Annotated in this window: 13 protein-coding genes; 12 read left to right on the top strand and 1 reads right to left on the bottom strand. The window is 72.1% G+C overall.

The annotated features are described in order from the left end of the window. Nucleotides 1-78: 78 nt before the first annotated feature. The gene (locus ACA361_RS07395) at nucleotides 79-1,560 is read right to left on the bottom strand and encodes an MFS transporter (RefSeq protein ID WP_375011060.1); all 1,482 of its coding nucleotides are present in this window, start codon (nucleotides 1,558-1,560) and stop codon (nucleotides 79-81) included. A gap of 58 nt (nucleotides 1,561-1,618) precedes the next feature. On the opposite strand from ACA361_RS07395, the gene ACA361_RS07390 reads away from it, so the two are divergent. The 12 genes from ACA361_RS07390 to ACA361_RS07335 all read left to right on the top strand — a co-directional run bounded on the left by ACA361_RS07390 (nucleotide 1,619) and on the right by ACA361_RS07335 (nucleotide 12,750). Next, nucleotides 1,619-2,590, top strand: coding sequence for a helix-turn-helix transcriptional regulator (locus ACA361_RS07390; RefSeq protein WP_375011059.1), 972 nt, complete (start codon nucleotides 1,619-1,621; stop codon nucleotides 2,588-2,590). A gap of 242 nt (nucleotides 2,591-2,832) precedes the next feature. After that, nucleotides 2,833-3,150, top strand: a complete 318-nt coding sequence (locus ACA361_RS07385; protein ID WP_375011058.1) for a hypothetical protein — start codon at nucleotides 2,833-2,835, stop codon at nucleotides 3,148-3,150. Between the two features lie 461 nt (nucleotides 3,151-3,611). Continuing rightward, a complete protein-coding gene (locus ACA361_RS07380) occupies nucleotides 3,612-3,938 on the top strand; it encodes an ArsR/SmtB family transcription factor (RefSeq protein WP_375011057.1) in 327 nt (108 codons plus the stop codon). Next, the gene (locus ACA361_RS07375) at nucleotides 3,935-4,885 is read left to right on the top strand and encodes an SRPBCC family protein (protein ID WP_375011056.1); all 951 of its coding nucleotides are present in this window, start codon (nucleotides 3,935-3,937) and stop codon (nucleotides 4,883-4,885) included. Before ACA361_RS07380 ends, ACA361_RS07375 begins: the two co-directional genes overlap by 4 nt. A 342-nt stretch (nucleotides 4,886-5,227) precedes the next feature. Continuing rightward, nucleotides 5,228-6,118 carry a phosphotransferase enzyme family protein gene (locus ACA361_RS07370; RefSeq protein ID WP_375011055.1) on the top strand — a complete coding sequence of 297 codons (891 nt, stop codon included), beginning with the start codon at nucleotides 5,228-5,230 and terminating at the stop codon, nucleotides 6,116-6,118. Between the two features lie 158 nt (nucleotides 6,119-6,276). Then, entirely contained in the window at nucleotides 6,277-6,705 is a 429-nt protein-coding gene (locus ACA361_RS07365; protein WP_375011981.1) for an NAD(P)-binding domain-containing protein, read from the top strand. After that, on the top strand, nucleotides 6,675-6,923 hold the full coding sequence (locus tag ACA361_RS07360; protein WP_375011054.1) for a hypothetical protein: 249 nt from the start codon (nucleotides 6,675-6,677) through the stop codon (nucleotides 6,921-6,923). Before ACA361_RS07365 ends, ACA361_RS07360 begins: the two co-directional genes overlap by 31 nt. Nucleotides 6,924-7,357: 434 nt before the next feature. Then, a complete protein-coding gene (locus tag ACA361_RS07355; RefSeq protein WP_375011053.1) occupies nucleotides 7,358-8,584 on the top strand; it encodes a PP2C family protein-serine/threonine phosphatase in 1,227 nt (408 codons plus the stop codon). Between the two features lie 386 nt (nucleotides 8,585-8,970). Next, nucleotides 8,971-9,447, top strand: a complete 477-nt coding sequence (locus tag ACA361_RS07350) for an RrF2 family transcriptional regulator (protein WP_375011052.1) — start codon at nucleotides 8,971-8,973, stop codon at nucleotides 9,445-9,447. Nucleotides 9,448-9,490: 43 nt separating this feature from the next. Next, complete coding sequence (locus tag ACA361_RS07345) at nucleotides 9,491-10,702, top strand: MFS transporter (RefSeq protein WP_375011051.1); 1,212 nt, start codon at nucleotides 9,491-9,493, stop codon at nucleotides 10,700-10,702. 284 nt (nucleotides 10,703-10,986) lie between these two features. Further along, nucleotides 10,987-11,403, top strand: coding sequence for a hypothetical protein (locus ACA361_RS07340; protein WP_375011050.1), 417 nt, complete (start codon nucleotides 10,987-10,989; stop codon nucleotides 11,401-11,403). Nucleotides 11,404-11,724: 321 nt separating this feature from the next. Continuing rightward, a complete protein-coding gene (locus tag ACA361_RS07335) occupies nucleotides 11,725-12,750 on the top strand; it encodes a hypothetical protein (RefSeq protein ID WP_375011049.1) in 1,026 nt (341 codons plus the stop codon). Nucleotides 12,751-12,855 lie beyond the last annotated feature (105 nt).

Genomic DNA, 12,855 nt, shown 5'->3' with positions numbered 1-12,855 from the left:
CGGTGCGGCAGGCTCGGCCGGCCGGCCGCCGAGGGCAGGACAGCGCGCCGGATGGCGCGGTCCTGCCCTCGCACCGGTTCAGTGGTCGATGTGCTCGGCCGCGGTCTTGGGGAGCGCGAGCATCATCAGCGCGGCCACGACATAGAGCACCGCGGAGACGACGAGGACGATGCCGAGCGCGTGACCGTAGTCGGCCGGTCCGGGCGCGCCCGTCGCCGATTCGGTGACGGCGGTGAAGAAGACCGTGCCGAGGAGGGCGATGCCGATGGCGCCGCCGATCTGGTTCACGGTGGACAGCACGCCGCCCGCTGCGCCGGCGTTGCGGCCGGGGACGCCGGCGAGGACGACGTTGACGAGGATGGGCGCGGCGAGACCGAGGCCGAGGCCGCTGATGAGAAGGGCGAGGGCGAGGTGCCAGTAGCCGGGGTCGTTGCCGTCCCTGATGAACGCCCACAACAGGAGCTGGGACGCCGCGATGGTGAGCGAGCCCGCGATCAGCAGGGCCCGGCCGGCCCTGGCGGCCAGAGCGACGCCGAGTCCCGAGGTGATGATCGAGCCGAGCGCGTACGGCAGGATCACCAGGCCGGTCTCCCACGCGGTGCGGCCGGTGCCGTTCTGGAGGTAGACCGACAGGGTGAGGAAGAACGCCCCGATGCCGCCGAAGAAGAGCACGGACGTGCTCAGGCCGGCCGCGAAGGCGCGGATGCGCAGCAGAGCCGGATCGAAGACGGGTTCGTTCCCGCCCGCGGCGAGGCGGCGCTCGTAGGCGAGGAAGATCGCCAGCATGATGAGAGCGGCCGCGAGCAGGGCATGGCTGGCCCAGGTCCATCCCCAGGTCTCGGTCTGGATGATCGGGAGTAGCAGGAGCAGGATGCCCGAGGCCGCCAGCAGCGCGCCCAGCGGATCCGGCCGCGCGGTCGAGGCGGAACGGGACTCCGGCAGGACCTTCGCGCCGATGACGAGCGCCAGGATCGAGACGGGCACGTTGATCCAGAAGATGGTGCGCCAGCCCAGCCCGAACAGGTCGCCTTCGACGAGCAGCCCGCCCAGCAGCGGGCCGGCGACCGACGCCAGCCCCTGGACCGCGCCGTAGGCACCGAACGCCCTGGCGCGCTCGCCCGCGGCGAACGACGCCCGGATGATCCCGAACACCTGCGGGACCATGACTCCAGCGGTCAGTCCCTGCGCGGCGCGCATGCCGATGAGCGTTCCCGGATCGGTGGCCAGCGCGCAGAGGGCGGAGGTGAGCATGAACCCGGCCAGCCCGATCATGAACAGGCGCTTGCGGCCGTACTGGTCGCCCAGCCGCCCGCTGGTGATCAGGCCGGCCCCGAGGGCCAGGACGTAGGCGGCGATCATCCACTGGATCTGGGCGTCGCCGGCTCCCAGGTCCTGGGCTATGGCGGGGGCCGCGACGGTGACGATCGTCGCGTCGAGAAGGTCCATGAAGGAACCGAAGAGCACCACCAGCAGCGCCATGCTCGCGCCCGCGCCGGAGACGGGCGCGGAGGGAGCGGCCGGTGCACGCGTGCCCTCTTGGGGGATCTGTGAAGCGGTCATGCCGGCCACCATCACAGCTATAGTTGCCACCGAGTGACCGCTTTGTGGAGGGGGAGGGATGGCCGCCACCTCCGCGCGGGCCCTCAAGCTGCTTTCGATCTTCGGAGTCGGCGCGACCCTGACCGCCGAGGAGCTCGCCACCCGGCTCGGGGCGTCGGTGCGGACGGTGCGGCGCGACATCGACACGCTCAGGGAGCTCGGGTACGACATCGAGGCCGTGCGCGGAGCGGGCGGCGGTTACCGGCTCGGCAGCGCGACCCGGCTGCCGCCGGTCGTCTTCGACGAGGACCAGGCCGTCGCCGCGGCCGTCGCACTCCAGACCGCGCCCGCGATCCTGTCGGGCATCCGCGAGAACTCCGCCCGCGCCCTGGCCACGCTGCAGCAGGCGATGCCCGCCCGCAGCCGCGTCCACGCCGAAGCGTTCACCGTCTCCGCGGCGCGCAACTACTGGGAGTTTCCCGCCGCGCCCATCGACGCCGAGATCGTCCACCTCATCGGCGAGGCGATCAACCGGCAGCACACCGTTCGCGTCGACTACACCGGTCAAGGCGAGCCGGCGACGCTCACGCTGGAGCCGCACGACCTCGTCGTGTGGGCGGCACGGTGGTACCTCGTCGCGTTCGAACCGGCCGCGGACCGGTGGCGCGCGATGCGCATCGACCGCCTCCAACCGCGCATGCCCGCGGGCAGAGCCTTCGACCGCCGCGAGCTCCCGCACGGCGACCCGGTCGCCTTCGTCATGAGCACGCACGACCGCGGCGACACCCCGGCGGAATGGCCGTGCCGCGGATCGGCGGTCATCGCACTGCCCGCACCCGTCGTCGCACGCTTCGCCCCCGGCGGATCGACGGTCGAGCACGAGACCGACTCCAGCTGCCGGCTCACGCTCGGTGCGTGGTCATGGGCAGGGCTGGCAGGGCTGCTCCTGACGTTCGACGCCGATCTCACCGGCATCGAACCGGCGGAGCTCAGGCAGGCGCTGCGCTCCTTGCGCATCCGCATCGACCGCGGACTCGGGGACGCCAGGTGAGCCCACCGGGAGGTCCCGCAGCGCGGGGGTGCCGCACCGGCAGCGACCAAGAAGGCGGCTCATCTGGCCGACGGTAGCCGTGGCCAGCCTCCAGGCAGCCGATGTTGATCAGTGCCGCCGGGAGGGCTAGCCTGATCGCCGCCGGGGGACCGGGACGGGATGCCCGCGTCACGCGGGAAGTTGTCCCCGACTGCGGCAAGACCGCCCGATGACGCCGGCATGGGACTGGGAACCGTCTGACGATGAGCGCGGAAGAAGACTTCGAACAGGTCGGCGCCGAACTGGCCGACCTGGGTGTACGGGTCTCCAGCATGATGGGAAGGCCCGCACTCAAAGACCATGCGGGGAAGGTGTTCGCGAGCCTGCAGCGCGACCAGGCGATGGTGTTCCGGCTGGTCGAGGGCACCCCCGAGCACACTGCCGCGCTCGCGCTGCCCGGAGCGTCCCTGTTCGACCCCTCGGGGAAGGGCAGAGAGGTCAAGGACTGGGTGGTCGTGCCGCACTCCTCGGTCGAGCAATGGACGGATCTGGCCGAAGCCGCTCACAGCCGTCCCCGCTGATCGGCTGGCCGTACCCGTTCCTTCCGGGGTGGTCGGCGCTCACGGCGCGGACTCGCGCACGCGGAGGAGATGTTCCCCATCATCACCCGCGAGCACCGACCAGGCCGCGGGACGGCGGCCGCCGGCCGCCGCTGTCGGGCTGATCGCTCTTGATGGCGTGGCCCTGCTACGGGTGCGGTTCCTGCGGTATCTGAGCGGGTACTACCGCACCGTCCAAGAGGTTGCTGTGCTCCTGGAGCCGGCGGCCTGACGATGGCGCGCGTCGCGTCCATGAATACCAGCGACCGCCGGCGTGAGCCGGGGGACTGAGACCTCGGCACATGTGCGCACCTCCCAACCCTGGTCCGGTACCGTCACCGCTCCGGCCGCTGGCTGCGTGCCGAGGATGCGGCTGCCTACGCTCTCAGGAGGCCGTGCTGCTTCCGCTTGCGTCTATATTCCAAGCTAGCTATATTGCCGGTGTGGCATCAACCTTTGAAGTGCTGGCCGAGCCACGGCGCCGGGAGATCCTCGATCTGCTGCGCGACGGTGAACGGCTGGTCGGCGATCTCGTGGAGCACCTGGAGCTCACCCAGCCGACCGTGTCCAAGCACCTGAAGGTGCTGCGCGGCGCCGGGCTCGTCGAGGTCCGGCAGGACGCGCAGCGCCGCTGGTACCGGCTGCGCCCGGCGCCGCTCGCCGAGATCGACGCGTGGCTCGCGCCCTACCGGCGCATGTGGAACGCCAGCCTCGACGCACTCGAAGACCATCTGGACACCATGCCGGACGACGACGGGGGAACCCGATGACGAAGGACGCGACCCTGCGGACCATCGGCGGGGAGCCGGTGCTCCGCTTCGAGCGGCGGCTCGCCCACCCGCCCGCGAAGGTATGGCGGGCGGTGACCGACCCGGCGGAGCTGGCCCACTGGTTTCCCGCCAGGGTCGAGGCGGAGCTGCGCCCCGGCGCCCCGATGCGGTTCGTCTTCCCGGGGGAGCAGGCGACGGACGGGACGTCGGACGGCGAGGTGCTCGAGGTCGACCCGCCGAGAGTGTTCATGTTCCGCTGGAACATCGACGTGCTGCGCTTCGAGCTGATCCCGGACGGCGACGGCTGCCTGCTGGTGTTCACGCAGACCATCGGCGGCGGCCGGGTGGGCCTGCTGGGGGCCGGCCGCACCGCCGCCGGCTGGGACACGTGCCTGGCCGAGCTGGCCGGGCGGCTCGACGGCACGGCCGTGCCCGCCCGGACCGACTGGCTGGGGCCGATGGAGTACTACATCGACAGGTTCGGCCTCGCCGAGGGCACGGTCCGCGACGGCGAAGGCGGCTACGAGCTGAGCTTCGCCCGCGACCTGGTGTGGAAACCGGCCGGCGAGGTGTGGCGGCTGCTCACGGGGGACACCGCGCCGTCGATCGGCGGCGAACCGCCCGCGCCCGCGGCCAACGGTTACGTGCCGGCCGGCGACGTCACCGCGGTCGACGCGCCGCGGCTGCTGGAGTACCGGTGGCTGCAGGACGGGACGCCTGCCGGCACCGTGCGCTGGGAGATCGTCTCCGATCCCCGCCTGGGCGTCCGCGTCGAGCTGACCCAGACCCTGCCGCGGGAGCTGGCCCACCTGCGGCCGGCCGCGCTCGCCGCTTGGCACGTCCACCTGGAACGGTTCTTCGCCGTCACCCACGGCGAGCATCGCGGCCCGTGGCCGAAGGCCCGCACCGAGCGGCTGGTCGAGGAGTACGCGGCGCGGCTGGCCTAAGAGCGCGTTGAAGGACCATTGGTCTTCTGCGGATGACGCACCGATGGAGGCCGGAGACGGTGACGGTTGTCGGCCGCGCGCTGGTACGGAGTTCGGGGCGGCTTCATGGTGGTGATGTGCCCGTGACCAATGGGGGGTGCTGCCCCAGCCGTCGGGTTCGTCGCCGAGCAGTTCGGTGCCGATGCGAGCGTGTTCGGTGAGTACGGGCGGCGCGCGTAGGCGGTGTTCGAGCAGTACGCCAGCCCGGCCGCCCGCCACCGTCACCGATAGTGAGAGCGAAGGGGCGACGCGACCGACGCCAGCGCAGGTTCAACGCTGGAGTCCACCGCCTAGGCTGCCGGAATGATCTACGTTGAGACGCCCCTGTCCCGTGAGATCCGCGAAGCCGTGGCCCTGGCCTGGGGTGTCGCGGGAGAGGGCGAGGGCGAGCGGTTGCACGGCGGCGAGGAATCGGCCGCCTACCGCCTCGGCGACCACGTCGTCCGCGTCGGCCCGGCGCGGCGCACCACCGCCGAATCCGAGTGGTGCCACGCGGTCGCCCGGCACGCCGCCGCCGTCCTCCCCGAAGCCGTCGCCCCGTTGCCGACCGCCGAAGGGACGACAGTGATCATCGTGGCGGGCCGCCCGGTCTCCTGCTGGCCGCACATCGAGGGCACCTGGCCGGACTCCGACGTCCCGGCCCAACGCCAGGCCGGTGCCCGCCTGCTCGCCCGTCTGCACAAGTCACTGGCCGGCTTCCGTCCCGGCCCGCGGCCGGTGCCCGCCTTCCAGGAGTCCGGCCTGTACGGCGATCCGCCCCAGGACGCCGCCGAACTCAAGGACACCGCCCTGGACCGGTGGCTGGCCGCCTTCCACGCCGAGCACCCCGTGCGCCACCCCCTTCACGGCGACTACTACACCGGCAACACCCTGGCCAGGGACGACCGGATCGTGGCGGTGCTCGATTGGGACGAGACCTTCGTCGGCGCCCCCGAACTGGAGTTGGCCGCCGCCGCCCTGGAATGGGGTGAGGACCTGGCCGGCCCGAGCAAGGAGTTCGTGGCCGCCTACCACCAGGAGGGCGGCACGGCCGCCTTCCTGGACGAGGATTCGCTCGCCCAGCTCGCCAGGCACAAGCTCCGCAGGGAGTACGCCTACTTCCACAAGGCCGCCCGCTCGGGAGCGACACACGACCAGGAGGACATCGACTACCACCACGCCCGGATAGAGCTGTTCCACCGGTTGCGCCCCTGACAGCGGCCCAGCACGAGCTCGGGGCCCCTCGATCTGCACCCGTTTCCGCGCGGACTCAAGATCCGGGCCGGTGGGTGGGGAGACCACTGCGGCGGGAATGCAGCTCGCAGCAGTGGGGGCGCGTTCACCGATCTACCTGGGCGCGATGACCGCGTCGCATTCTCGGCAAGGGCCGGTCCCTGACGGTCTGGAACCGTACCGCCGCCAAGGCCGACGGCCTGGTGGCCGAGGGAGCGCACCGCGCGGCCACCGTCGCCGACGCCGTAACCGCGAGCCCGGTCACGATCGTGTGCCTCAACGACTACCCGACCATGTACCGGGTCTTCGAACCCGCCGGCGCACTCAGCGGGGGCACACTGGTGAGCCTCAACTCCGGAACTCCCGCGGAAGCCCGCGCGGCCGCCGGCTGGGCGGCAGAGCGCGTGCCGCCGCCTCTCATCGGGCACCCGAATCGGTTCTGCTGTACAGCGGAGCCCGCGACGTCCTCGACCGGCACCGGGAGACCCTGGCGGACCTGGGCGATCCTCGTCACCTCGGCACCGACCCGGACCTGGCGGTGCTGTTCAACACCGCGCTGCTCGGCATGATGTACGCGACCCTCAACGGTTTCCTGCACGCCGCTGCCTTGGCCGACTCGGCCGGCGTCCCCGTTGCCGCGTTCGCCGACAGCGCGCTCGGCTGGTTCATGCCCGTGGTCCTGGACCCCGCCGGCCTCGCCGAACAAGCGATCGCCCGCGGGCACGGCACCGAGAACTGTTTCGCCCTGTTCGAGATCTTGAAGAACCCAGCCGCCCAAGCGCCCTGAGAGCCATGCCAGTGCCGTCAGCAGGCTCTTGTGGGCTAGTGCGGGCCAGGCGGCGGGTCATCTGGATGATGGCCGACCAGACGACCATCGCCATCAGCTGCAGGCCGCCGCCGTCGACCACCAGGTGCCGTTCGCGGCCTTCGATCAGTCTGGCAGGGTCAAAGCCGCGGGTGCCTTTGCTGACGGTCTCGGAGCCCTGACCGTCTTGGAGTCGATGATGATGGCCACCGGGTTGGGGCAGCGGTCGCGGGCGGCGGCCTCTGCCGTTCGTGCCCGGGCGTCCGGCTCGCGTGATGTGGCCGTCCGCGATCCGTCCAGGAGCTCCTGTCGGAGCACCCTCCTCCGGATTCAGACCCAAGCGGCTTTGGGTGTTCTTTAGCTGCGGAACGGGATCCGGTGCTTCCGGCGCCAGAAACGGCACATACTGTGGTCAAGTGGAGCAGGAGGCAAGTGTCCCGGTGGATGCCGTCCGGCAGTTGGAGAACATCCGGGCGATCACCGACGAGGCGTTCATGCACATGGACGTCGAGGAGTTGCTGGACACCCTGCTCGAACGCGTGCGCCAGATCCTGCGCGTCGACACGGCGGTCGTACTGCTGCTGGACCGGCAGGCTCAGCAGCTGGTGGCGACCGCGGCGCGGGGCATCGAGGAAGAGGTCACCCAGGCCGCGCACGTGCCGGTGGGGCAGGGCTTCGCCGGGCGGGTCGCGGCGGAGCGGCAGCCGGTCTACATCGAGGACGTGCCGAGCGCCGGCGTGTTCAACCCCCTCCTGGTCCAGCGCGGCCTGCGCTCGCTCCTCGGTGTTCCGCTGGTCGCCGGCGGTGTGCTAGTGGGCGTCCTCCACGTGGGAACACTCACCACCCGCCGGTTCGACGACCAGGAGGTCGAGTTCCTCCAGATGGCCGGGGCGCGCGTCGCGCTGGCGGTCCGGTCCCTGCTGAGCCGGGCCGAGCGTGCCGGGGCGCTGGAGTTGCAGCGCAGCCTGGTGCCGGCCACGCTCCCCTCCGTCCCCGGCGCCCAGTTGGCGGCGCGCTACCGGCCCGGCGAGGCCAGCGTCGGCGGGGACTGGTACGACGTGTTCGACCTGCCGTCCGGTGAGATCGGCGTCGTCATGGGCGATGTGGCCGGGCACGGGTTCTCCGCCGCGGTGGTGATGGGCCGGATGCGCAGCGCGCTGCGGGCCTACGCCTTGGAGAGCGGCGACCCGGCCGAGGTGCTGGGCAAGCTCGACCGCAAGATGCAGCATTTCGAGCCCGATGCGACGGCGACCGTCCTGTACACGGTGTTCGATCCCGGTTTGGAGCGTGCCAGGGTGGCCTCGGCCGGGCACTTCGCCCCGGTGCTGGCGGTGCCCGGGCAGCCGGCCCGACCGGTCGAGATGAAGTCGGACGTCCTGATCGGGCTGGGCCTGGCGAACCGGCGCCCACCCACGATCGTGGAGCTTCCGCCCGGCGCCCTGCTGTGCTTCTACACCGACGGCCTGGTCGAACGGCGCGGGCAGTCGCTCAACGACGGCATCGACCGCCTGTGCGAGGTGGTGTACGCCGGTCCGCCCGAAGCGGTCAGCGCGCGGGTGATGTCGGCGCTCATCGGCCGCCAGACGACCCATGACGACGTCGCCCTCCTGCTGCTGCGCCGGGATTCCCGCGACGGGACCTGACGGCGCGCGGCAGGGCCGCTGAATCAGGCGGCACCCGCACTGGCGGCGCTCACCATGGGGGATGGAGCCGGCCAGGGCCGGATGGTCTCGGTTATCCGACCGTGGCCGCAGCGATGATCATCCGCTGCCGCCGACGGCGTGGCCCCGGGAGAGACCCCGAACTGATCACCTGGTTCCTCCGCGGTCGCCCACCGCCCCAGCCGACGAAGTCAGTGGAGGCGCGGGTGCCGGACGCGCCGGCCGCAGTGCCACCCGTTCCCCGCCGCTTGCGCGCGGGTGGCCGCGCTCTGCGCCTTCCTGCGGCTTGTGGCGCGTCGGTTGGCGGTGGCGCGTCCAGGGGCGTTTGCGCGTCCCTCACTTAACCGGGATGTGTATGATCCCGGTTCATGCGGATGGGGGAGGGTGTCGAGTGGGGCCTGCACTGCTGCGTGACGTTGGGCTGGCTGGAGGATCGGGCGCCGGTGTCGATCCGCAGGCTGGCAGCCTGGTTCGATCTCCCGCAGGAGTATCTGAAGAAGCGGCTCCAGGCGCTGGCGCGGGCCGGAATCCTGACCTCCGCCCCCGGTGTACGGGGCGGGTGGTCGCTGGCCCGGCCACCGGAGCGGATCACGGTGATGGAGGTCGTCACCGCGCTTGAGGGGCCGCTGGAGCCGTTCCAGTGCACCGAGATCCGGCGGCGCGGCGAGGGCGGTCGGGACGCCGGCGGCGAGTTCGACCAGCCCTGCGGCATCTCGAGCATGATGCGCCGTGCCGAACTGGCCTGGCGGCGTGAGCTGGCCGGCCACACGATCGCCGACCTGATGGAACGCGCTCCTGCGGGGGCCCGCCGTACCCGCCGCAATTACGACCGCCTGGTGGACTGACCGGGCTCACCGCCGCCCGCCGATTTCTACGGAAGGAACAGGGATGAAGAATATCCCGATACATCGCACGGAAGTCGAGCCCGAGTCCGGCCGGGAGGCCGCCGCCCCGCACGGGCTCGGGTCCACGTTCGTGCTGGCGCTCGGGACGTTCGCCGTCGGGACCGACGCCTATGTGGTGGCCGGATTCTTGCCCGGGATGGCGGGCTCGCTGAACGTCACCGAGGGCACGGCCGGGCAGTCGGCGACGGCGTTCGCGGTCGCGTACGCGCTGCTGTCACCGGTCCTGGCCACCGTGCTCGCCCGGATGCCGCGGCGCCCGCTGCTGGTGGGCGCCCTGGCGGTGCTCGCGCTGGCCAATCTGGGATCGGCCCTGGCGCCGAACTTCGCGGTCCTGATGGCGACCCGTGTGCTGGCCGCGGCCGGTGCCGCCGCGTTCACACCGAACGCGGGCGCGGTGGCCGCGTCGCTGGTCACGCCCGCGCAGCGTGCCCGGGCGCTGGCCGTCGTGATCGGGGGCCTGACGATGGCCACCGCCCTGGGCGTCCCGCTGGGGAACGTGGCCGCGAAGATGCTCGACTGGCGGGCCGCGCTGGGCCTGGTCGCGCTGCTGTGCGCGGTGGCCGGGGCGGGCGTGTACGCCGCGCTGCCCGCGCTGCCGGGCGGTCCGGCCGTACCGCTGAGGCGGCGGCTGGCCGCGCTGCGCCGGCCCGGCGTGGTCGCGGTGCTGCCGCTCACCGTGTTCGGGATGGCGGCCGGGTACGGCCTGTACGCCTACGCCGTCCCGATCATGCGCGCGCTCGGCACCGGAACCGCGGCGGAGACGTGGCTGCTGTTCCTGTACGGCGCCGGCGCGGTGGCCGGCAACCTGGCGTCCGGCACGTCGGTGGACCGGTACGGGCCGATCCGGGTTCAGCTCGTGGGGTTCACCGCGCTGGCCGCGACGCTCGCCGCGTTCGCCTGGGCCGCAGCGGCGGGCGCGCACCTTCTGCCGCTGACCGCGCTGCTGATGTCGGCCTGGGGCGCCGCGACGTGGTTCCAGACACCGGCGCAGCAGGTTCGGCTGATCAACGCGGCGCCGGAGGAGACGGCCGTGGTGGTCGGCCTCAACTCCGCGGCGTTGTACGCCGGGATCGCGCTCGGAACGGCGGCCGGCGGCGCCCTGCTCCCGGCCGGCGCCGCCGCGCCCCTGGGCGCCTGTGCCGTGCTGGCCCTGGGCTGCCTGCTCTACCTGGTGGCCACGCGCCGCTACCGCTGACCGACGAACACGGCGATCGGCCCGGTCCGGAACGGCGGGCGCACAGGCCAGGACCGGGCTCTTCGAGGTAAGCGGCCAGATGCTCAGGGAGTAGGACTGCACGACGCCGAAGCGGCCGTTGAGGTGGGCATCGCCCTGGTGGAGGCGGTGTCTGGTGTGGGGCCGGCTGGGCGAGACACCGTTCTGAAGCAGGTCTGAAGCATGTGGGCGGTTCACTTGCTTCTCCCAGGCATGCCTGGCGGGCGTGCCGACATAGGAACCGGAGAAGCGATATGCGAACCAGCATGTCCGGACGTTCCAAGCGCGCCGTCGTGGCAGGAACGCTGGCCACGGCGATGGCCGGCGGAGGGCTCTTCGTCACGGCGTCCGCCGCCCCGGCCAACGCGGCCCCGGCGGCCGAATACACGGTCGGCGCGGGCGTCGCCACCGACAGTGCGGCCAACTACGTCAGAGCCCAGGGCACGATCACCGATCACACCTCGGGCAACGACTCGGTGGCGGTGCAGACCTTCATCCAGCAGCTGCTGGACGTCGGCTCCTGGGTCACCGTGGCGACGGGTCCCCGCGTGACGGGCAACAACACCGCGGCCAGCGCCGTCAGCCCGCGCCCCTGCGTCAACGGCAAGTCCTACCGGGCCATGGTCAACACGAACTGGAACGGCCAGCAGAAGACCACCTACTCCGGCTCCAAAGTCTGCTGATCCAGACAATGCGAGGGGCCGCCGCGGGTTCCACGCCCCGCGGCCCCTCGCGGAGCGAGCCACGTGGCCGCCCCAGCCGTGGTGGAGACGCTCCCGACTCTCCGGGGACCAGTACGAGACCGTACGGGTCCAGCCTCCAGACGGCCGCGGGGCGGCATGCCGTTCCAGGCTGGCGGCGCCCGTCGGGTGCGCCGACGCCGCGCCGGGTGAGCGTTCCGGACAGCGACCGTGGAACGCCGCTGCGTCAGCCTTTCTTACGAACCCCGAACGTGGCGGCCGCCGCTCTGTCCGGCACGGATACCGGTCACTAGCTTCGGTCGCATGGTCCACTCCCCCCTCAGAAGACGCGTCGCGACCGGCGCCGTCGCACTCGCACTGCCCGTCGCGCTGGCGAGCCCCGTCGCCGCCGACACCACGCCCGTGGTCGCCTCGACCAGCGTCTCGCCCGCCGTCATCACCGGCGGCGACGAGACGATCCAGACCGTCCGGCTGACCGGCCCGGCGCCGGAGGGCGGGCTCGCCGTCGAGGTGATCTCCAAGGGCCACTCCGACCGCGCGTATCCCTACTCGACCGGCGGCGTGGTCAACGTTCCGGCAGGGAAGACCAGCGTCAGCTTCCCGATCCGGCTGGAGGCGTACCCGGAGCGGACGGTCGTCCCGCTGGTCGCGCGGCGGCACGCCGTGGGCGCGGAGACCGAGGTCACGGTCGTGCCGCCGGACTGGCGCGAGCAGACGGTCCACCGGATGGACCTGAACGTGCCCGGCGACGACCGGGCCGTGACCGCGGGCACGAAGGTGACCGGCACCGTGGACCTCGCCGCGCCCGCCAAGGTCGGCGGGACGTCGGTGGACCTGCGGATCGCCCACCATTCCGGGCTCCCGGACGGACCCGAGCCGAAGATCCCGCCGTACGTGGTCGTCCCGGCGGGCAGCACGCGCGGGACGTTCACGATGGAGCACCCCGGCGTGCCGGTGCAGGACATCGGGCTCACCGACATCGGCGCCGACCTCGGGCACCCCCCGCAGTGGACGGGCACGCTGCTGGTGCCGAAGGACTACACGGTCGGCGTCATCCGCAAGCTGCGCCGGGGACCGTACGCCGTGAACCTCGGGGCCGTCGGCCTCGGCAACCGCTGGCACCCGTTCGGCGCGGTCATCGAACTCACCAGCGACACTCCGGGCGTGACGGTGCAGCCGAAGGTCGAGATCCCGTCCGACGAGGTCGGGAAGCACTTCTGGATCAGGGTGGAGGAGTCCGTACCGGTGGGCACGAAGATCGGGATTTCCGCCAAGTGGGTGCTGTCCACCGCCGGGACGGTCACCACCGAGGCCGTCGTCGAGGAGTGACGCGGGCCGGCGGCGGCCGATGGGACGAGCGATGCAAGTGGCCGCTGGACGAACTTGGCCGGTGGTGTCGCAGGGCCTCGGGCGCCGTGCTCCGCCCGGGGTCCG

Origin of the sequence: Actinomadura sp. 21ATH (genome assembly GCF_041951345.1) — a bacterium.
GTDB lineage: Bacteria > Actinomycetota > Actinomycetes > Streptosporangiales > Streptosporangiaceae > Spirillospora.
The sequence above is the reverse complement of the archived record's forward strand: the minus strand, read 5'-3'. Positions and strand labels throughout refer to the sequence as shown.